Origin of the sequence: Acinetobacter sp. Tol 5, assembly GCF_019702905.1 — a bacterium.
GTDB lineage: Bacteria > Pseudomonadota > Gammaproteobacteria > Pseudomonadales > Moraxellaceae > Acinetobacter > Acinetobacter bereziniae.
Window position 1 is genome coordinate 4,558,963 of record NZ_AP024708.1, and the last position, 22,148, is coordinate 4,581,110.

At 34.3% G+C, this 22,148-nt stretch carries 21 protein-coding genes; 7 read left to right on the forward strand and 14 right to left on the reverse strand.

Annotated features, from left to right (window positions below):
• Positions 1–9: 9 nt before the first annotated feature.
• From galU to rfbB, 12 genes are read right to left on the reverse strand one after another with little or no spacing between them, the layout of a single operon-like run.
• Complete coding sequence (gene galU / locus TOL5_RS21135; RefSeq protein WP_121775784.1) at positions 10–885, reverse strand: UTP--glucose-1-phosphate uridylyltransferase GalU; 876 nt, start codon at positions 883–885, stop codon at positions 10–12.
• A 24-nt stretch (positions 886–909) separates the two neighbouring features.
• Positions 910–1,530 (reverse strand): sugar transferase, encoded by a 621-nt coding sequence (locus TOL5_RS21140; RefSeq protein ID WP_046760484.1) that lies wholly within the window; start codon positions 1,528–1,530, stop codon positions 910–912.
• Positions 1,514–2,677, reverse strand: coding sequence for a glycosyltransferase family 4 protein (locus tag TOL5_RS21145; protein ID WP_227544188.1), 1,164 nt, complete (start codon positions 2,675–2,677; stop codon positions 1,514–1,516). The genes TOL5_RS21140 and TOL5_RS21145 overlap by 17 nt, the downstream gene beginning before the upstream one ends.
• Before the next feature lie 14 nt (positions 2,678–2,691).
• Complete coding sequence (locus TOL5_RS21150; RefSeq protein WP_199935042.1) at positions 2,692–3,762, reverse strand: EpsG family protein; 1,071 nt, start codon at positions 3,760–3,762, stop codon at positions 2,692–2,694.
• A gap of 9 nt (positions 3,763–3,771) precedes the next feature.
• Positions 3,772–4,650 carry a glycosyl transferase gene (locus tag TOL5_RS21155; protein WP_121773931.1) on the reverse strand — a complete coding sequence of 293 codons (879 nt, stop codon included), beginning with the start codon at positions 4,648–4,650 and terminating at the stop codon, positions 3,772–3,774.
• Between the two features lies 1 nt (position 4,651).
• Positions 4,652–5,524: a glycosyltransferase family 2 protein gene (locus tag TOL5_RS21160; RefSeq protein ID WP_121773932.1), complete on the reverse strand. Its 873-nt coding sequence runs from the start codon at positions 5,522–5,524 to the stop codon at positions 4,652–4,654.
• Positions 5,521–6,783 (reverse strand): O-antigen translocase, encoded by a 1,263-nt coding sequence (locus tag TOL5_RS21165; protein ID WP_121773933.1) that lies wholly within the window; start codon positions 6,781–6,783, stop codon positions 5,521–5,523. Before TOL5_RS21165 ends, TOL5_RS21160 begins: the two co-directional genes overlap by 4 nt.
• A complete protein-coding gene (locus TOL5_RS21170; RefSeq protein ID WP_121773934.1) occupies positions 6,784–7,899 on the reverse strand; it encodes a DegT/DnrJ/EryC1/StrS family aminotransferase in 1,116 nt (371 codons plus the stop codon).
• Positions 7,896–8,939, reverse strand: coding sequence for an acyltransferase family protein (locus TOL5_RS21175; protein ID WP_121773935.1), 1,044 nt, complete (start codon positions 8,937–8,939; stop codon positions 7,896–7,898). Before TOL5_RS21175 ends, TOL5_RS21170 begins: the two co-directional genes overlap by 4 nt.
• A complete protein-coding gene (locus TOL5_RS21180; RefSeq protein ID WP_121773936.1) occupies positions 8,932–9,795 on the reverse strand; it encodes a WxcM-like domain-containing protein in 864 nt (287 codons plus the stop codon). Before TOL5_RS21180 ends, TOL5_RS21175 begins: the two co-directional genes overlap by 8 nt.
• A 2-nt stretch (positions 9,796–9,797) precedes the next feature.
• Positions 9,798–10,670 carry a glucose-1-phosphate thymidylyltransferase RfbA gene (rfbA, locus tag TOL5_RS21185; protein ID WP_121773937.1) on the reverse strand — a complete coding sequence of 291 codons (873 nt, stop codon included), beginning with the start codon at positions 10,668–10,670 and terminating at the stop codon, positions 9,798–9,800.
• The gene (gene rfbB, locus TOL5_RS21190; RefSeq protein WP_121773938.1) at positions 10,670–11,728 is read right to left on the reverse strand and encodes a dTDP-glucose 4,6-dehydratase; all 1,059 of its coding nucleotides are present in this window, start codon (positions 11,726–11,728) and stop codon (positions 10,670–10,672) included. The genes rfbA and rfbB overlap by 1 nt, the downstream gene beginning before the upstream one ends.
• 387 nt (positions 11,729–12,115) lie before the next feature.
• Between rfbB and TOL5_RS21195 the strand changes: the two genes are divergently transcribed.
• The 5 genes from TOL5_RS21195 to TOL5_RS21215 all read left to right on the forward strand — a co-directional run bounded on the left by TOL5_RS21195 (position 12,116) and on the right by TOL5_RS21215 (position 17,506).
• Entirely contained in the window at positions 12,116–13,219 is a 1,104-nt protein-coding gene (locus tag TOL5_RS21195; RefSeq protein WP_121773939.1) for a polysaccharide biosynthesis/export family protein, read from the forward strand.
• A 4-nt stretch (positions 13,220–13,223) separates the two neighbouring features.
• A complete protein-coding gene (locus TOL5_RS21200; RefSeq protein WP_121773940.1) occupies positions 13,224–13,652 on the forward strand; it encodes a low molecular weight protein-tyrosine-phosphatase in 429 nt (142 codons plus the stop codon).
• Positions 13,653–13,673: 21 nt separating this feature from the next.
• Positions 13,674–15,869: a polysaccharide biosynthesis tyrosine autokinase gene (locus TOL5_RS21205; RefSeq protein ID WP_121773941.1), complete on the forward strand. Its 2,196-nt coding sequence runs from the start codon at positions 13,674–13,676 to the stop codon at positions 15,867–15,869.
• 189 nt (positions 15,870–16,058) lie between these two features.
• Positions 16,059–16,769, forward strand: a complete 711-nt coding sequence (locus TOL5_RS21210; protein WP_009584312.1) for an FKBP-type peptidyl-prolyl cis-trans isomerase — start codon at positions 16,059–16,061, stop codon at positions 16,767–16,769.
• Positions 16,770–16,816: 47 nt separating this feature from the next.
• Positions 16,817–17,506 carry an FKBP-type peptidyl-prolyl cis-trans isomerase gene (locus TOL5_RS21215; RefSeq protein ID WP_004832160.1) on the forward strand — a complete coding sequence of 230 codons (690 nt, stop codon included), beginning with the start codon at positions 16,817–16,819 and terminating at the stop codon, positions 17,504–17,506.
• 74 nt (positions 17,507–17,580) lie between these two features.
• Here TOL5_RS21215 and murJ read toward each other — a convergent pair whose 3' ends face one another.
• Complete coding sequence (gene murJ, locus TOL5_RS21220; protein ID WP_171428626.1) at positions 17,581–19,131, reverse strand: murein biosynthesis integral membrane protein MurJ; 1,551 nt, start codon at positions 19,129–19,131, stop codon at positions 17,581–17,583.
• A gap of 81 nt (positions 19,132–19,212) precedes the next feature.
• A complete protein-coding gene (gene ampD / locus TOL5_RS21225; RefSeq protein WP_121773943.1) occupies positions 19,213–19,794 on the reverse strand; it encodes a 1,6-anhydro-N-acetylmuramyl-L-alanine amidase AmpD in 582 nt (193 codons plus the stop codon).
• Between the two features lie 153 nt (positions 19,795–19,947).
• Here ampD and nadC point away from each other — a divergent pair, with 153 nt between their 5' ends.
• Both nadC and TOL5_RS21235 read left to right on the forward strand, forming a co-directional pair.
• Positions 19,948–20,793, forward strand: a complete 846-nt coding sequence (gene nadC, locus TOL5_RS21230; RefSeq protein WP_046760466.1) for a carboxylating nicotinate-nucleotide diphosphorylase — start codon at positions 19,948–19,950, stop codon at positions 20,791–20,793.
• 148 nt (positions 20,794–20,941) lie between these two features.
• Positions 20,942–22,105 (forward strand): tetratricopeptide repeat protein, encoded by a 1,164-nt coding sequence (locus TOL5_RS21235; protein ID WP_121773944.1) that lies wholly within the window; start codon positions 20,942–20,944, stop codon positions 22,103–22,105.
• The last annotated feature ends 43 nt before the right edge of the window (positions 22,106–22,148 follow it).

The following is a 22,148-nucleotide window of genomic DNA, read 5'->3' on the forward strand; positions in this document are numbered from 1 at the left end:
CCCAATATTTTATAATTTCAGTTCTTTGATGAGTTGTTTGAATTCTTCACCGAGTTTTGGATGTTCTACACCATAGTGCAATACAGCTTTTAAATAACCGATTTTACTACCACAATCAAAAGTTTGGCCTTTCATACGATAAGCTTCTACACTTTCTAGTTTTTGTAATGCTGCGATTGCATCGGTCAGTTGGATTTCGTTTCCTGCACCTTTAGGCGTTTGTTCAAGTAACTGCATAATTTTAGCAGGCAGTACATAACGTCCCACAACCGATAAGTTTGAAGGTGCTGAACCAACAGCAGGCTTCTCTACAATACCTTGCATCACAACACTTTCACCTTCTTCAGGTGAGGCTTCAACATCTACAATACCATATTGATCTACCAAATGATCAGGCACAGCTTCAACCATAATTTGTGATGCTTTCGATGAGTTAAAGCGTTGAATCATACGTGCAAGATCATTTTCAGCGCTATTTTCTTTGACTAACACATCTGGTAATAACACAGCAAAATCTTCATCACCCACTACAGATTTTGCACATAACACAGCGTGACCTAAACCCAATGGTTGAGGCTGTCTGACGCTAACCACGCTGACATTGCTCGGTAAAATTTCAGTAATTTCTTTGAGTAAATCTATTTTTTTCTTGTTTTCTAATGTTGTTTCAAGCTCAAAATTACGATCAAAATAATTTTCTATAGATGCTTTTGAAGAATGCGTCACCAAAATAATTTGTTCAATACCTGCTGCCACTGCTTCTTTGACTACATATTCAATCGCAGGGCGATCAACCACAGTCACCATTTCTTTAGGAATAGATTTGCTTGCAGGTAAAAAACGTGTTCCTAAACCAGCAACAGGGAGAATGGCTTTTTTGATCATAACTTAAAACTTCAATATATTAACTTAAGACTTTACTTCATCATTTTTTGCTTCTGTTTCATTCCCTTTAAAAAGAGAAGGACCAACATGACCAGGGGCATTAATCCCCTCACGATTGGTCATAACAGAAACGGTTTTAAACATAATTTTAAAATCGACTAATAAGCTTTGGTTGTCGACATACCAAACATCACATTTAAACCGCTCTTCATAGTCTAATTCATTACGACCGCTAATTTGAGCAAGCCCTGTCATACCAGGACGAACTTCTAAACGACGTGCTTGTTCAGGTGAGTAAAGTTCAACAAACTCTTTCAGCATTGGTCTAGGACCAACGACGCTCATATCCCCTTTGAGCACATTAATCAGTTGAGGCATTTCATCTAAACTGGTTGAGCGTAGTTTTTGTCCAAAAGGCGTGATACGTTGCTCATCAGGTAATGGGTTACCATGAGCATCATTTGCATCTTTCATCGAACGAAACTTCATCATTTTAAAAAGTTTACCGTTCTTACCTGGGCGTTCTTGATAGAAAAAGATCGGAGAGCCTAGGTTTTTGCGCACTTTGTAGGCAACAAATAAAAAAATAGGCGAAAGTAAAATCAGCGCTATAGAAGCAATAAAAATATCAACTAGTCTTTTCATTTAGATCTTTTAAACCCATGATCTCTATAAGTTTGGAATTCACTTTTTCAGCATCAAATTTTTCTTGAGCTATTTTATAACTCTCTAACCCCATAATATTTACTTGCTCAGGGTTTTCAATAAAATAACACATTTTATCTGCTAAAGCTTCTGGATTCCACTTTGGAACAAGAAATCCATTTACACCATCAACCACCGTTTCACGACAACCAGGAACATCTGTTGTAATCACTGGACGACCTATTGCCATTGCCTCTTGCGTACTACGTGGTACACCTTCACGATAATAAGATGGTAAAACAAAAACTGCATTATCTTGTATACGCTTTGCAACATCGGTTACAAAACCAGGATAATCAATCAATCCTGAAGCAATTAGTTCATCTAATTGGGTTCTGGACAAACCAAATGGATTTTCAGTATCTAAGCCACCAATAATTGTAAATTTAATATTTTCATATTTTTTTCTAACTATTTTTGCCGCCTCAACAAAATCAAAAATTCCTTTTTCAGCTATTAATCGAGCTATAAAAATAAATGAAATATTTGAAGATTCATCCCACCTTTTGTACTTATAATCATTTAAATTAAGACCAATCGGCCCTAGTACATTAATTGAATTACTTTTATGTCTAATTTTATTTGTATATATCAAATCACGAGGGTCATCATTATTTAAGAAAATAATTTTATCAATAAATGGAAAAACCATACGATAAAGAGTGATTTGAAAAAATTTAATCAATTTAACTTTTAGTGACTGGCCATTTTGATGTTCAGTAAATGGGGTACCTAAACCTTCTATCATACCGATTATTTTTGGTGTCTTACATAATTTTGATGCTAAAGAACCATAAACGACTGGTTTAGTAAAGTATGAGAGTACTAAGTCTGGATTAATTTTGTCAATTTCTGATTTTAAATTAAGTAATGACTGTATATCAGAGAATGGATTCAGTCCGCCTCGACTCATCTTATAAGTTATGGGCTTTGCACCTAATATAGAAATTTCATTTAATTGAATATCATTATACTCACAGGTAAAAGCAAAAACCTCATATCCATAAAACACCAATTGTTTTATTAAGTCAGATCTAAAACCTGTGATACTATCAGCGGTGGTACCAATTAAGACTATCTTGTTCAAAAGAACCTCAACTATCAAAAAACATTTGACAAATAATTAACAATATAATTTTGATACGGTATCCATCCATAATCTGCCCATTCTCCAAACTCAAACCAAATATAAAAAGTAATAGAAAAGAATGAAAACAAATAGAAAAACAATATATTTCTACCAAATAAAGATAATTTTTCACACAATTTAGTATATACTATAATATCAAAAAACATTAGATAAAGATTAAAACGATCAGATAATGTAGAAAAAACAAACGACAAAGCAATACAATACAATACCAACAACATCATATAATCCAATATTAACAATGATTTATGATACTCGTTTTTAAAAAAATCTCTAAAGTATAAGTATAAAAAAACCGGAAAAACATGAAACATAGATCTAAATATTGCACCGCTTGACGAAATTTCACCTTGTGAAACATATATATTAGCTTCAGAAGCTGAAGCTATATACAATATTGAAGTAATAAATATAAATGACAATAAAACATAAATACCATAATAAACTTTAGGAAATCCAAACTTACCAAAATAGTAAAGGGGATAAAAAACAATAAAAACAATAGCTGTTTTATGAAATAAAGCAGCTAAAATTAAACATAAAATAAATTTAATATTATTATTATTAATTAAGAAAAGTATTCCCATCATTACTAATGAAATACTTACAGATTGCCGAGTATAATTCATTGATACAACTACAATAAAGTAAGTATAACCTACTAGCAAAGGCACAACGAAGTACTTAAACCTAATCGAAAGCTTATAAAAACTAAAAAAAACAATTGAAGCACAAATAACATTTACAAATATTAAATCTTTAAAATTCAGTTTTTGACTTATATAATTTAACAAACCATAACCTAAGTCTGTATACGTTAGAGACTCTTTAAATGACAAACCACCTATATATTGATATAATTTAAGATAATCATCTCTATCCACTCCCACTTCAAACCGAAATCCAACAAATAAAAATAGAATAAAAAATAGAATAAAAAATAAAATCCTTGATATATTTTTATTATCAGTTAAAAAAGTGAATAAACTTATATAAAACCAAAAAAACCAATATACAAGCATGAATATATCCTATTTATTATTTAATACATCTACAAGAAATTCATTAAAATTGCATTCACTTAATATATTATCCCATTTATACTTTTCCATATCTGGTATAGAGTTATTACTAAAACATAAACTACTATCTTCTAATAAGTCATTTAACCAAATTGGTTTGTAACCTATTTCATTTGTAAAAGATTCTATCCAATAATATTTGTTGCTTATAACCCCTAGACCTGAAGCTAAATATTCTAAAGTTTTAGTACTAGTTTGATAGTTAAATGGAAAAATGTTAGGCGTGTAATTTAAACCATAGCGAGCAGATGCATATAAACTAGGTAAAGCTTGTCGATCAACTTTTCCAGCCATAGAAATTCTATTTTTATTAAAAATCAACTTTAATTCTTCCTCCACCTCACCAATAACTAATATTTTATATTTAGCAGAAAGTTTTATCAAAGTTTCCACCAAACCAACTCGGCCTTTAATCGAACCAGAATAAACTATATCAAAAATCGGATTTTCATTTGGTTTCTGAAATAAGCCAATATCAACACCCATATCTCTGCAAATATAAGGTATTTTATCTCTAAAATTCATTTGATCAAAAACAAATGAATTCAGAAATATTCTTCCATCAGGTTTTTTATTAATAATTCTTTTCAATGAATCTTTAATATTTGAAAAAGGTGGAATAGATAAACTTTGATATTCATGAATTTCCACTGCTCTACCAGCCCCCCCCCTCCTAACACCCATAAAAAATATGTTTATATCATTATTGCAATCTAATTCGCTAGCAAAATTTAAATCAATTTTATGACCAAAACTCTCTAGATATTTTTTATAAGCATAAGCTTCAGGAGTGTATGCATGTGGTTTTAATGTAATACCAATATTCATTTTAAGATTTCACTATAAAGTATGAAATAATCTTTTTTAAAGCAATGTAGCTAAACATTACTTTAAAATCTAAATAGATTTTTAAAACATTATAAAAATCTTTCCTTTCGAAAGAGTTAATAATATCAACCATCTTAAAAGCTTGAAAGTAAAGCTCATTATCTCTAAATTCATTTATTACATCAAAACGACCTTTCTGCATTAAGTTTATATTCTTTGAAATATTAGTATCATGATATCTATAGTCTACAACAATTTCTTGTACATTGACTATAGGACCTATCTGAGAAAGCTTTAGCCACATATACCAATCTTCAATTTTTAAATATTTTGGATATGGATTTTCACCTAATAATTTTAATGAAGACATTCGTATTAATTGTGTTGGAGCAAGAATTGTATAATTCGATAAAAAAATATTTTTAAAAGATAAATTTCTTAAAGATGGTACAATTTCTTTTATTTTATTCGATTCTTCATCGATTAGATTAACTCCACCAAATAAAGCAACATATTTAATATTTTCCTCCAAAAAACAAACTTGATTAAAAATTTTATTTGGTAATAATTTATCATCCGATGCTATTGTTGAATAATATTCCCCATTGCAATAATGTAGAGCTTCATTTAGTGTTTCACATAACCCTTTATTTGATCTAGACATAAATTCAAACCGAGTAAAACGAGCCTTGCATTTGGCTATCATTTCTTGAATTTTAATAACAGAACTGTCTTTTGAACCATCATCAATAATAATAAGCTCAATATTCTCATAGGTCTGATCTATTACACTTTGGATACAATCTTGTACAAATCTTTCATGATTATAACAAGGTATAACAACAGAAACTAATGGACCATATCCTTCACTCATACTACGGGTACCTTATCTTTTAAAACTTTGAATACAAAAAAGCTCATCACAATCCAATACATTCCATAATTAATTAAATGCGCGATTGAAACACCTTCAAATCCAAATAACTGAGTACATATATATGTAAATATAATCGAAGTTATTGCAAAAATAATTTCAGTTGTTATAAATAGCTTTGTCATTGCTTTACTTAACATTAGATATGCAAGTATCCAACTACCAATCTTTAGCGTATCACCAATTACTTGCCAAAAGAATAAATCTCGCATAGGTAAAAAAGATTTTGTAAATAATATAGCAATAACCCAATCTCTTAATAAATAAACTATAATTGCACCAGCCACTGCTAATGGAAATATAAACTTATAACCGAGATAAACTTCTAATTTAATTTCCGAAACTTTTGAGAGTTCTGAAAGTCTAGGCAGATAATAGACCCCTAAAGTAGTAGTAACAAGCATTAGATAAGCTGCACTCAGCCGAATCATTGCCTCCCAATAACCAGCATATGCTAAACCAAATTCATAAGTTAAATAACTTCGAATAACTATTTGTGAAAGAGGAACACAAATGGCGCTCACTAAAGCCATTAATGCAAAAGCCGCAAATTTCTTTGCCACACTTTTATCTACTTTACCTATCAAATAACTCAGTTTAAACCATTCAGCTTTATAGCATATAAATAAAGTCACAAAAAAAGATAAAGATTGATAAATCGAAAGTGCAACCAATGCACCATATAAATGATATTTCACTGCTAAAATAGAAGTCACAACTAAAGAAAAGATACTTCCAAGTATATTTGCTATAACCAGTCTTAAAACTTCTTTCTTCCCATTGAGAATAGCTAGAAATAATGCATTAAAAGTAAAAAAGACTAGGAATAAAGCAAACCAAACAAAAATAGATTGAAATTCTTCAGAGTGAAAAATATAAATAGAAATTTGCTTCTGAAAAACCAATAAGACTAATGAAAAAAATAAGCTAAATATTAAAACAATACTTCCCGCAGTTCTCCAAATGGATTGTTGCTTATGCTCATCCTCATAATATTCCGCTGTGTACTTAATCACTGCTGTATTTATTGCATTTCCAGCAAATGTTGTTACCATTTGTATAAAATTTTGAAACTGCCCAATAGTGGCATAACCTGCTGGACCAACATAAACAGCCAGAATTTTATTCAATATAAACATTGTAGCTGTCTTTATTAAAACAGCCACGCCATTTAGGACACTGGTTTTAAGTAAATTCATTTATATTGTGAAAGTATTACAAAGTTTAACAACTTTTTTAGCATCATCTAAGCTCAAAGTAGGCCCAATAGGTAAGCTTAGTACTTCTCCATGAATCTGTTCAGATATTGGGTAACTTAAATGATTCCATTCTTTATAAGCCTGTTGCTTATGTGGTGGAATCGGATAATGAATTAAAGTTTGCACACCATCATCAGCAAGATATTTCTGTAAAGCTTCACGATGTTCAGTTCGAATCACAAATAAATGCCAAACATGCTGTTGAAACTCTTCAGCATTGATATCATTTAATGGCAGTTTTATTAAAGGATTTCTGAGTTCTGTTAAGTACAAGTTTGCTATTTTACGTCTATGTTGAGTTTCTCTATCTAAAAATTTCAATTTTACATCAAGCATAGCAGCTTGAATTTCATCAAGACGACTATTTACACCAGGTACTAAATTTTTATATTTTTCATGTGAACCATAATTACGCAATGCTCGTAACATTTGAGCAAGCTTTTCATCATTCGTTGTTATGACACCTGCATCACCAAGCGCACCTAGATTCTTACCAGGATAAAAACTAAAACCTGAGGCATCCCCCCAATTACCAGCTCTTTTCCCATCTATTTCAGCCCCATGTGATTGAGCTGAATCCTCTAAAACAAGCAAATTATGTTCTTTTGCTATTTCCATAATTTGTGGCATAGCAGCCAATTGACCATATAAGTGCACGGGTAAAATGACTTTTGTTCGAGAAGTAATTGCCTCTTTAATTTTTTCAGGATCAATATTATAAGTCGTAATATCAGGCTCAACTAAAACAGCGGTCAAATTATTTGCTGTGATTGCTAAAATACTTGCGATATAAGTATTTGATGGAACGATAACCTCATCACCATCATTTAACTTACCAAGTTCTTTCCAAGCACGAAGTGTTAAAATTAATGCATCTAAACCATTTGCAACACCAATTGCAAATTTTGTTCCACTATAATCTGAAAAATTCTTTTCAAATTGTTCTAACTCTTTTCCGCCAATATACCAACCAGAGTCAATTACTCGGATACAAGCTTCAATAAGTTCTGCTCTATACTGATTGTTAATATTTTTCAAATCTAAAAAAGGTATCACAATAAATACTCCTTGACCTTTTTATTGAGAGGTTTCTCAATAAACTTATAGGCTATGGCACTTGCTATAAGTGTAAAAATAAAAATCGAAAATAATAATAAGTCAATACTAAGAGACAATTTTACTCGTATATAATTCATGACTTGTATAACAAGCAAATGTATTAAATAAAAACAAAAACTAATTTCACCAAGCCAAACTAAATACTTATTAGAAAGAATATTACTAACAGAGTTTTGGCTATATAAAACCTTGGAAAGAGAAAAGATCAATATAATTAATGACATTGGAATCCAGTAGTATACTGAATACCTATATCCCAAATCAATTTTGTCATGGAATATAAAGAAAACTATAAATAGAAAGATAGCAAATAGTTCAAAAATCAAAGGAGATTCTTTTTTCGCATATATTTTCTTCACCCTTTCAAATATATCAAACAAAAGAATACCTAATAAAAAATCTGAAAATCTTATTATTGGAGAAATGTATAACCAATAATGTTTCAAATTATCACTTAACTTATAATTCAATATGAATATCAAAAATATAAAAAAAATGAATAATAGGATCTTATAACTTTTATTTAGAAATATTACAAATGGAAAAAGAAGATAAAAGAACATTTCATCAGAAATGCTCCACGACGGGGAATTTAATGAAAAATATATATCTTGATCTGAGAAAAAGCTTTGTATTAAAAAAATATGCTCTAATATATATTTCACATTATCTGATGATGAAATCAATCCTAAAATCAATGCAACAAGCATTGTAAAAAAATGTATAGGATAGATTCTCGCTAATCTTGATACATAAAAAGTCTTTTTTGAAATTTTTCCTAACAAAAATTTTTCTTTGTAATTATAAGCTAGAATAAATCCACTTAAAATAAAGAAAAAACTAACCCCTAAAAATCCCTCATTAAATATAGAATAAAATAATTTTGCATATTGTTCGTCATTTTTTAAAAATGATAAGTGACTAAGAAACACAAATAATGCAAAAAAAATACGCAATGATGTCAATGGGTTAATCATTCGAAATAAACTCTTTTATATTCGCAGGATTTCCAATAACAATTGCATTTGCTGGAACATCTTTGGTTACTACTGCACCTGCTCCAACAATTGCATTTTCACCTATTCTGATACCTGGTAATATTGTTGCATTTGCACCAATACTGGCACCTTTTTCTATAATTGTTTTGGGAAACTTATCTGGATATTGTTTTGATCGCGGTTTTTTGTCATTGGTAAAGACAACACATGGTCCAATAAACACATTATCTTCTAATACTATTCCATCCCAAATATAAACACCTGATTTAATAGTAACATTATTGCCAATCTGCACATCATTTTCAATCAAAGTATGGGCACAGATATTACAATTTTCACCAATGACAGCATTTTGAAAAATTACACTAAATTGCCATATTTTTGTTTTTTGACCAATTTTTTTAGATTTCACATCCGATAAAGGATGAATAAATGGACGATTTATAAATTCAGTAAATTCGTCATATTTCCGAATATAATCACTTTCATCATAATAATCGCTTGCAAGTACCAACATGATACAATCATCTGAAAAATCGTGCATTTCATGCCAAATTAAAGGAGGAATTAACAATCCCTTATTAGATTGCTCAATCCATACTTCCTGTTTTTCCACACCATTATCCATCAACATTTTACATTTCCCCTTTATGCAAAATGCGATTTGATTTAATTCTCTATGTGCATGGAACCCACGAGGTACTTCAGGTTTAGCATCCAAAATATAATAAAGTCGCTTTATATCAAAAGGAATATTTTTATTTGACTCAAAAACAACCAATGATCCTCTATGATCACCCAAATTCGGTATTTCAATCCATTCAATAAAGTTCATTCTCAATCACTCACCAAAGAAATCAAATATTGACCATAGTCATTTTTACTCATACTTTGGCCAATTTCCAAAACTTGTGCTTTAGTGAGCCAACCATTATTTAAAGCGATTTCCTCTAAACAAGCAACTTTGTAGCCTTGGCGCTTTTCAATGGTTTCTACGAACTGAGCCGCTTCGAGTAAACTCTCATGCGTTCCAGTATCCAACCAAGCAAAACCTCGACCTAACAATTCAACGTTTAAGTCGCCTCGCTCTAGATATATTTGGTTAACAGTGGTAATTTCCAACTCACCACGATCTGAAGGCTTCACTTTTTTAGCAATTTGAATAACATCATTGTCGTAAAAGTACAAACCAGTGACTGCAAAATTTGATTTAGGATGTTTTGGTTTTTCTTCTAAAGAAACAGCGCGTTTTTGATCATCAAACTCAACCACACCAAAACGCTCGGGATCTTTAACCTGATAACCAAAAACCGTTGCACCTTTTTGGCGTGCCACTGCTTGACGTAGCATTGGTGTAAAACCTTGACCATAAAAAATATTATCGCCAAGCACCAAACAAACATTACTGTCACCGATAAAATCTTCACCAATAATAAAAGCTTGTGCTAGACCATCTGGACTTGGTTGTATAGCATAACTCAGTTCCACACCAAACTGTGAACCATCACCTAACAACCGTTTAAAACCATCAATATCATCAGGTGTACTGATGATCAATACTTCTCGAATACCTGCAAGCATGAGTACAGATAAAGGATAATAAACCATAGGCTTATCGTAAATGGGTAATAGTTGCTTAGATACACCCTTAGTAATGGGATATAAACGAGTTCCAGATCCACCCGCTAAAATAATACCTTTTGTTGTCATTATGCGCTTACACCTAATCGTTCACGTTGATAGCTACCATCTTGTACTCGACGGCACCATTCTAAATTATTCAAATACCATTCAACTGTTTTATGAATGCCTGTTTCAAAACTTTCCTCAGGAATCCAACCCAAATCTTGCTTAATCTTGCTTGCATCAATTGCATAACGTAAGTCGTGCCCAGGACGATCTTTCACAAAAGTAATTAATGTTTCGTATGGTTGATGATTGGTCCGCGGTTGTAACTCATCCAAAATTTTACAAATGGTTTTTACTACTTCAATATTTTGCTTTTCATTGTGTCCACCAATATTATAGGTCTCACCCACTGTACCTTCTGTCACAACTTTATAGAGTGCGCGTGCATGATCTTCAACAAATAACCAATCACGAATTTGATCACCCTTGCCATAAATCGGTAGAGGCTTACCGTCTAAAGCATTTAAAATCACTAAAGGAATTAATTTTTCAGGAAAATGAAAAGGACCATAATTATTTGAGCAATTGGTGACAATCGTAGGTAAGCCATAAGTTCTTTGCCATGCTCGGACTAAATGATCCGAACTGGCTTTACTTGCAGAATATGGAGAACTTGGTGCATATGGTGTGGTTTCAAGAAATAGGTCCTCAGTACCTTCTAAATCACCATACACTTCATCCGTAGAAATATGATGAAAGCGAAAGTTCTGCTTTTGTTCTTCAGACAACGTTAACCAATATTTACGAGCTACCTCTAAAATTGTATAGGTTCCTACGATATTCGTACTAATAAACTCAGCAGGCCCATCGATTGAGCGATCAACATGGGATTCGGCTGCTAAATGCATGACCACATCTGGCTTAAACTCATCAAAAGCTTGAGTTAATTTCTCTATATCACAAATATCAATTTGTTGAAACTGATAACGACGATCTGACTCTATTTCTTTTAATGATTCCAAATTACCTGCGTAGGTTAATTTATCAATATTGAGCACTTCACTTTGGGTATTTTTTATAATATATCGCACCACTGCTGATCCAATAAAACCCGCACCACCAGTCACCAAAACCTTCATACTTCACCCTGCAAATCATTTTAATAAATATATCGTTAAAATATTTCAATACCGTTGATTAAAACATGTCTATTATCGTTACAAAGCATGCTTTCACTCACATTTTCATCACAAAGATTATATCGAAGCTTGCTAGAAAATCATATATGAAAAGCTTCTAACCAATGCAATGTTGTCAATATTTCCAACACCATTTATTAGTTCGGCACACTTTATTCCTTAAATACTCAAAAATCATTGTATAGATACAACTCAACACAGTTCTTTTTCGGTTTTAATACAATTACAGCGATATAAGAAGATACCCAACCTGTGTTTTTTAGCTTACAATCCATCTTCAAGATTAAATTCTAAAGTAACAACGCAGTATAAAATAAGGGTTTGAATGTGAAGTCTCCGTACACATCACTGTTAACAATATTAGCTATTTCAATTTCATTTTCTGGTTGTGCGATCACTTCAGGACTTCAAACCTACGATTTACCAGAGCAAGGTACTTTTAAAACTGATCAAGGTGCTGAAATTGCAGTTATACAGCTCAACCAGAATAACATTCCTAACACTAATTCTACTGATCAATTTAACTCTAATAATCTTGTATCGCTATTCAACAATCAGCAAAATATTTACCGTTTAAGCCCTGGTGACGTACTCTCCTTACAACTGTGGGCATATCCTGAGCTAACAACATCAAATGGTGATAGCAATAATATTAAAAGTAGTGGTTATCCCATTGATCAAATGGGGAATGTTCAGCTACCACTGGTTGGTTCAGCACCTATCGCAGGTAAAACCCTAGCTGAAGCCAATCGCTTTTTGCACAATCAATTCGCAAAGTATTTAAAACATCCAGATGTTGTTGTACGAGTATTGTCTTATGAAGGACGTCGCTATTTCGTCAATGGGCAGGTGATGAAAAGTGGCCAATATACTTTAAATGACCAACCGATTAGTCTTTATACAGCATTAAGTCAAGCTGGTGGTATCAACACTCAAACTGGCGATACTTCAAATATACAACTTATTCGCCATGGTCAAACGTATAAGCTAAATACCATTCAGTTAGAGAAACAGGGGTTATCTTTACATCAGTTGTTAATTCAACCGAATGACACTATTTTTGTGAATACTAAACAAGAGCAAAAACTCTATGTGATGGGTGAATCAAATAAGAGTCAGGCTCTTGTATTACGTGATCAAGGCATGACTTTAAGCGATGTACTTGGTGATAGTGAAGGGATTAATCCATATTCAGCAAGTGCCGCACGAATTTATGTCATGCGTACCGACTTAAATACCAAGCAATCAACTATTTATCAATTAAACTTAAATAGCATTGGAAACTTTGCTTTAGCCAATCAATTTGCCATGCAAAAAAATGATATCGTCTATATTGATGCAACAGGTTTAACTCGCTGGCAGCGTGTTATTGGACAAATTGTACCTTTTGCCAGCGCTATTTACTCTTTCCAATTATTAGGAAACAACTAATATTATGGATATTAATAATATTCTTGTAGTTTGCGTGGGGAATATTTGCCGTAGTCCTATGGCAGAATTTTTTTTAAAGCAAGGTCATCCCAATTTAAACATTGAATCAGCAGGCCTTTCCGCAATGGTCGGTCATGGTGCAGATGATAAAGCCATTGCTTGTATGGATGCTTTAAGTATTGATATGCGTTCACATATTGCACGACAAATTAGTGCTGATTTAATTAAAAAAGCAGATCTTATTCTAGTAATGAGTAAAAATCAGTCTCAACATATTGAACAGAAATGGCCTTTTGCCAAAGGTAAAGTGTTTCGTCTAGGACATTGGCAAGGTCAAAATGTGCCTGATCCTTACCAACATAATCAAGCTTTTTTTGATGAAACATGTAAAAATATCCAAGCTTATGCCAAAGACTGGCAATCACATCTATAAATTTTAATTAGTTGTTTACTTATGAACCAAAATTCAAAAACTAATGATGATACGATTGATTTAAAAGAGTTGTTTTTCTCTTTAATCGCCCAATGGAAAGTGATTGTACTTTGCGTCATTTTAAGTTTGATCTGTGCCCTACTGTATTTACGTGTTACCTCGCCTGTCTACTCAACTGATGCTATGGTTCAAGTTGAAGATGGTAAAAGCGCCGCCTCAGCTGCCTTATTGGGTGAACTTAAAGATGTAGCAGGTGGTTTAGGTCAGAAATCTCCAGCTGATGCAGAAATCGAAATCTTAAATTCTCGACTTGTGCTCGGAAAAGTCATTCATGATCTGAATTTAAATATCCAAATTCAAGATAGTGAAAATACTTTCTTACATAGATTAATCTCTAAAGATACTACTCAACTTAGTTATAGTGCTAAAGCTATTGATTTTCAAAAAAATCAATCTCGCTTTTCTATTTTAAAATTTGATATCCCTGAATATTATTATGATAAAAAGCTGACCTTACATTTTCTAAATAAGAAGCAGTTTAGTTTAAATTATCAAGACCAAATTGTATTTAAAGGTGTACTTAACCAATTTAATCAAGCTCAAGACGGTAAGGGTTTGTGGTCAGTTCAAATCAATAGCTCCACTCCGTTTCAACAAGACTTTACAATCACTAAACTTGCACTTCCCACTGCAGTAAAATTCTTGCAAGAAAACTATTCTGTTGCCGAGAAAGGTAAAATGACGGGAGTGATTGGACTTAATTATAATGGAACTGATCAGCAACATATTACTCAAGTGTTGAATCATATTTTAGAGGTTTACCATCAACAAAATATTGAACGTAAAACCTTAGAATCTAAACAGACCTTAAGTTTTCTGGATCAACAGTTGCCCGAGCTTAAACAACAACTTGAAGCATCTGAGATTAAATTTAATAGATTTCGTGAACAATACAATACTGTGGATGTCACTCAAGAATCAGAGTTGATGTTAAAACAAAATGTTGAATTGGAAAAAATGCGGATTGAGTTAAAGCAAAAACAGGCGGAATACTCTGCCAAATACACCCCTGATCATCCACTGATGACCGAGATCAATGCGCAACTTGCTGCAATTCAGAAAAAAATAACTGAACTTAATCAAGCAATTAAACGTTTACCTGAAACGCAACGTTTATATTTACAACTGTATCGTGATGTTAAAGTCAATACCGAGCTTTACACTTCATTATTAAACAGTTACCAACAATTAAAAATTGTAAAAGCTGGTGAAATTGGTAATGTTCGTATTATTGATACTGCTGTTGAACCTGTAAAACCAATTAAGCCTCAAAAATTGATTGTATTGTTTCTTTCAATTTTTGTGGGTGGATTTATTGGGGTTTTAATTGCATTAATACGTAATGTGTTCTCATCTGGTATTAAAGATGCAAGCCGTATTGAAAATGAGCTCGACTTGCCTGTCTATGCAACTGTTCCTCGTTCTCCAATTCAAGAAAGCCGAGTACAATTGCTGAAAAAGAAAAAATCGATTCCTATCCTTGCAGTTAAAAATGGCGAAGACATTGCAATTGAAAGTTTACGCAGTATTCGTACAACCATCCATTTTGCATTGAACAATGCCAAAAATAATATTATTGCGATTTCGGGACCTGCACCAGAAATTGGTAAATCCTTTATTTCAACCAACCTCGCCGCAATTTTTGCGCAGGGTAATAAAAAAGTCCTTTTGATTGATGCCGATATTCGTCGTGGTTATTTACATAAATACTTTGACCATGATACAGCGCCAGGTTTAACTGAATATTTAACCAATCAAAGTTCGTTAGAACAATGTATTGTGCATTCAAATAGTGTAAGTCATTTAGATTTCCTGCCTCGTGGTAAAAATCAAGGCAATGCCGCTGAAATGCTGAGTTCTCCACGTTTTAGTGAACTGCTCGCTCAACTGTCTCAGCAATATGATCATATTATTATTGATACACCACCAATCTTGGCGGTGACAGACGGCATCATCATTTCACAATTCGCAGGTGTTAACTTGGTGGTTGCGCGCTATGCCAAAACTCAGATGAAAGAGTTAGAGCTGACTGTGAATCGCTTTGAACAGGCTGGAAGTAAAGTGAACGGGATTATTCTCAACGATGTTCAAGCCACAGCTGGCGGTAATTATGGCTATAATTACGCTTATGCTTATACATCGACTAAAGATGATTAATTTTAAATAAGACAAAAATGCCAGATTCATTCTGGCTTTTTTGTCTTGGGTCAATGGACAATATAACTGTATATTTTTAGTTGTTCAGCTCAGATAACTATATCGTTTAGACTAAAGAAGTTATATGCTTGAGCAGTTTCTGTTCATCCGCAAATGAACTTGTTAAAAGATTAAAATTTGGAAATTTTTATGAGTAAAGCCTTACCCATCGCAATCGCTGTAATCTTAGGTGGTGCTGCACTTGTTCCTGTTTATTATGCATCTCAACACCCTGCTGATGTAAACAGTAGTCATTCAATGTCAAAAGACGCAAAACCTGTAGAAAAAATCAGTTATGCGCTTGGTTATGAAGTTGCCAGCCAAACTCCTCCAGAAGTTGATGTCAATACATTTATTAACGGTATTCGTGATGGTCATGCGAAAAAGCAACGTGCCTATACCGATGAAGAACTACAAAAGGCTTATGTTGAGTTCCAAAAAGAAATGCAACAAAAGCAATTGCAACAAACAAAACAGTCTAATGCTTCCAGTGATGCTTTCTTAGCAGAAAATGCAAAGAAAGATGGTGTTAAAACAACTGCTTCAGGATTGCAATATAAAATCACCAAAGAAGGCACAGGCAAACAGCCGTCTGCGACTTCACAAGTGACCGTACATTACAAAGGTCAACTTTTAGACGGTAAAGTGTTTGATAGCTCTTATGACCGTGGTCAACCCGTTGAGTTTCCTTTAAACCAAGTGATTCCAGGGTGGACTGAAGGTTTACAACTAATGAAAGAAGGTGGTAAAGCCACCTTGTATATTCCTGCAAAATTGGCATATGGTGAGCAAGGTGTGCCTGGAACGATTCCTCCAAACAGTACACTCATTTTTGATGTTGAACTGATTCAAGTGAAATAACGTTTAAAAAAAGGAGAGGTTTACTCTCCTTTTTTGGATTTTTAATTATGAAAAAGACACTGATTGCACTCAGTATGGGTTTACTAAGTAGCGTTGCTTTTGCTGCACCCATTAACAATAAAAGCGCTCAGCAAGATCAACTTGGCTACAGCTATGGTTATGTCATGGGGCGTAGCAATGCTGATACACTTAAACAGATCAATTTAGATGCCTTTATTCAAGGGATTAAAGAAGGATCTACAGGTCAAAAAGCTGCATTGACCGATGAAGAAATGGCCAAAGCATTGGCGCAATATAAGCAACAGACTGAAGCTAAACAGTTGCTAGAATTTAAAAAAGCGGCTGATGAAAATGCACAACTCGGTGAAAAATTTCTTGCTGAAAATGCAAAAAAAGCAGGTGTGATTACACGCCCAAGTGGTTTACAGTACAGTATCTTGCAACAAGGAACTGGAAAATCACCTTCAGCAAAGTCTAAAGTATCTGTCAATTATGAAGGTCGCTTACTAGATGGCACTGTATTTGATAGTTCGTTTGCACGCAATGAAGCTGTTGAATTCCAAGTCAGCCAAGTCATTCAAGGCTGGACTGAGGGGTTACAATTGATGAAAGAAGGTGCTAAATATCGCTTCTTTATTCCAGCAAAACTAGCCTATGGAGACATGGGTGCAGGTGATGCGATTGGACCAGACAGTACCTTAATCTTTGATGTAGAATTGTTGAAAGTGTTACCTTAGTTTCAGCATAAATATTAAAAAAACATCGCTTAATCTGCGATGTTTTTTTATTTCTAATAAGCATCAATCTTATGTTAATGCTTTAAATGTCTTGGTCTAAATCCCGATGCAAGTAAAGCAACAGCATAAGCAATCACACCGACTAGACATAAGCCGACTACCTCAAGAATCCGAATCCATTGAGAAACGCTACCATCATACCAAGTTAAAGCACACCATAACGCTGCGATCATGGCGATATTGGCAATCGCAAACTGAATGAAAAGTTTTTTCCAATGTGCACCAAAACGGAAAATGTCTTTTTTATGCAAATAAAAATACAACATCCCGGCATTCACCAAAGCTGAACCAGATGATGCAATCGCTAAAGCCATATGCTCTGCTTGCCAATTAATTAATTTAAAAATACCAATAAAGATAATATTTAAAATAGCGTTAGCAGCAACAGCCATTAATCCAACACGTACAGGGGTTTTGGTATCCTGAATCGCATAGAAACCTGGTGCAAAGACTTTAATCAGCATAAATGCCAGTACACCACCACTCATACATTGCAAAGCCAATGCGGTCATTTGTGTATCTCGTGCATCAAAAGCACCATGCTGGAAAAGCGCTTGAATAATTGGGGTAGACAACATGAATAATGCAATACTGGCAGGAACACCAACCAAAACAATTATACGCGCAGCCCAATCTAACATTCTACGGAACTTGGCTTGATCTTGTTCAGCTTTACTCACCGAAAGCGAAGGAAGAATCACTGTACCAATCGCCACACCGATCAGCCCTAGAGGCAATTCAGTCATACGCTCTGCACTATATAACCAAGATACAGAACCATCTTGCATAAACGATGCCCAGATTGTATTCAGTAACAAGTTAATCTGCGTCACCGACACCCCAAATAAAGCAGGTAACATCAGCTTTAAGATTCGGTCCACACCCTCATGTTTAAAATCAACTTTAGGTGGAATCAGTAATTTTTTCTTCCAAAGTTCAGGAATTTGTATCGCAAGTTGTAAAACCCCTGCTGCAACCACAGCCCAACCTAAGGCCATAATCGGCTCTGCCATATAAGGGGTTAACCACCAAGCCCCTGCAATCATCGCAACGTTGAGCAATACAGGCGAGAATGCAGGTGAAGCAAAAGAACCGTAACTGTTCAAAATACTGCTGGCAAAAGCGGTCAATGACATAAACATCAGATATGGAATCGTCAAACGAAACATATCGACAGCAAGGTTAAATTTAGCAGGGTCACTGTGGAAGCCAGGCGCATAAACATACAAAATGACAGGTGCAATAATCATGCTGATTAGCGTTAATAATGACATCACCATTAACAAACAACCAAACACCCGACTAATCAAAATTTGCACTTCAGCATGCAGTTTTGTAGTTTTATATTCAGTGAGGACCGGAATAAATGCTTGAGAAAAAGCCCCTTCAGCAAATAATCGCCTGAAAAAATTGGGAATACGAAAGGCAACAACGAATGTGTCAAAATCTTTACCTGCACCAAAGACATTGAGCAGGACCATGTCTCGTACCAAACCCAAGACTCGAGACAGCATGGTCATTGCACTAACAATAAAGGTGGATCGCCACAGCGCCATCGTATTCACCTAGTTAAAATAAAGTCGCTATTGTAATTAAATATTCTCAAAATTGCGTTGTTAAATCATAAACAGAAATCTATTTTAGCCCTATTTTTCAATACTGAATTTTTTCTGTGTCAAATCTTCCCGAAAACGTTGCCATTCAAAGTGTGTTCCTGGATCAGTTTTTCGAACTGGGGCAATATCTGAATGCCCTGCTAAATGATGATCAGTTTTAGGATAAGCTTGTTGCAAAGCAGCAACCACATCAACGAGTTGTTGATATTGCACTTCTTCAAAGTCGAGATCGTCACTGCCTTCCAATTCAATGCCAATGGAATAGTCATTACACTCCACTTTCCCCAAATATGATGAACGTCCTGCATGCCAAGCACGATCATTAAAATTAACAAACTGGATAATCTCGCCTGTTCTTAATATCAATAAGTGGGTAGAAACTTGCATCCCTTGAATGGTTTGAAAATAAGGATGAATTGACCAATCTAATTGATTTTGAAAAAATTGTTCGATATATCCACCACCGAACTGTGATGGCGGCAAACTGATATTATGAATGACAATCAGCTGAATCTCAGTATTTTCGGGACGTTGATTATAATTTGGAGATGGAACTTGTCTTGCGCCAATCAATTGACCATTTACGACCTGAAACCTTGATGCCGATTGCATATCTTATTCCTACAGGGCTTGTTTATTTTCAACAAAGCGAATTTCAATATTTTAGTGTACTCTCATCCATATAAAATAAAAACTTCTTCAAACTTGCAATGACAATGCTAATATATCGCTCAGTTTTTAAGGGCGACAACAATAGGGATATCCATGAGCATACCTGAAGCTTTGCTTGAACAATCGATTCAAATTAATATTCAACAAGCACTCCAAGAAGATATTGGCGATGCGGATATCACCGCCCTACTCACGCCAGAAGATGAGCAAGCAACAGCAACGATTATTTCACGTGAAGACATGGTTCTTGCTGGGCAACCTTGGGTGAATGCCTTGATTAAAGCCTACGATCCAACAGTAAAAATCACTTGGTTGAAAAATGATGGCGATGTCGTCAAAGCCAATGAAACGATCTATCAATTGGCAGGTTCTGCACGTAGTTTACTGACAGTGGAACGCCCAGCATTGAATTTTGTTCAGACTTTATCTGCTGTCGCAACCAAAACTGCAGCATATGTAAAATATCTGGAAGGTACGCCAACCAAACTGTTGGATACACGCAAAACCCTACCCGGTTTACGCATTGCACAAAAATATGCGGTGGGTGTAGGTGGCGGGCAAAATCATCGTTTGGGTTTATTTGATGCATTCTTAATTAAAGAAAATCATATCATGGCAGCAGGTGGAATTGCACAGGCGATCGCCAAAGCACGTCAAATCGCGCCGAACAAGCCCGTTGAAGTAGAAGTTGAAACATGGGATGAACTGAATCAAGCCCTTGAAGCTCAAGCTGACATTGTGATGTTAGATAACTTTAGCCAACAGCAAATGATCGATGCAGTTAAGCATGTTGCGGGACGTTGTAAATTAGAGGCTTCAGGCAATATCACCTTAGAGACTTTAACTGAAGTGGCGCAAACAGGTGTGGATTATATTTCGATGGGTGTCTTAACCAAAGATGTCAAAGCTATTGATTTATCAATGCGTTTTAATGGCTAAACACTTGGAATATCTCTTGATCAAGCAGTATCACGGTACTGCTTTTTTTATTACAAAATATAACGATCAGTGAATAAATAATCAGCTACTTTTATTCTCATAATATTTCAAATAATCATTAATCATCTGTAAAGATAAGAGATAAACAATGAAAAAACATATTCTATCTTCATCACTCCTCGCTTTAGCGATTCCGATTTTTAGCCATGCAGACACCGTCAATGTTCATGTGTTAAGTGCAACCGTCAAAGATCAAAATATTGCCAATGCCGAAGTGATTTTACAAAAGAACGGTGAACACTCTGCCTCGAGCTCTACCAATGCCGATGGACGAAGTACAGTCAATAGCAATGGTGCAGACGGCGCTGATAATTTACTGATTATCAAAAAATCAGGTTATTCAACACTTGTGGCAAAATGCCCATGTGATGGTATGACCTATGCACTCAGCCCTGTGCTTAAAGATTTAAAAAGTATGCGTATTGTCCTGAACTGGGGCAAAAATCCTTTGGATCTTGATTCACATTTAAGTTATAAAAATCAGCATGTTTACTGGGACAGTAAACAAGGCTTATCAGCAAATTTAGATGTTGATGATACCGACTCTTATGGTCCAGAAACCGTCACCATTGATCAACGTCTTGAAGGTCAATATTACGTTTATTCAGTGCATGATTTTTCAGATCGTGAGCAACCCAACACAAACAATTTATCCAATAGCCAAGCCAAAGTCATGGTCTATGCAGGAGAGTCGCTGATTCGTTCCTATTATATCCCGACAGGTCAAACTGGGAATTTATGGACTGTCTTCCGAATTAGCCCAGAAGGTGAAATTCAAGACATCAACCGTATTTCTGGAACCACCGTAAATGCCAGTCAAGTTGGTTCAAGTGTCTCAAATTATCAGAATCAAACTACCCGAGTGAATCTTGTGCCTGTTTCTGCGGATGCACAGAAGCGAGCTAAAACACTCAACCTAAATGCAGATAAAGCCTATAAAAATAATCAGATTGAACAAGCAGCCATGCTCTATCAACAATCAATTGACTATAATCCGAATGTTGGTCAAACCTATAGTAATCTTGCCGTGGCTTATCAAAAACTCAATCGTGCCTCAGAAGCATTATGGGCAAATCAAAAAGCGATTGCTTTGGCGACCAATGACAATACCAAAGCGTATTCTCATTATAATATGGGTAAAATCTATGAAAATAACCAAGATTTTGCCCAAGCCGAACATCATTATCAATTGGCAAATCAATACAAGCCAAGTGAGACTTATAATGAAGCAATACAACGAGTAAGCCGTTAAATCTTAAGCCCAAAAAATGAGTCATTTCTTTGGGCTTTTATCT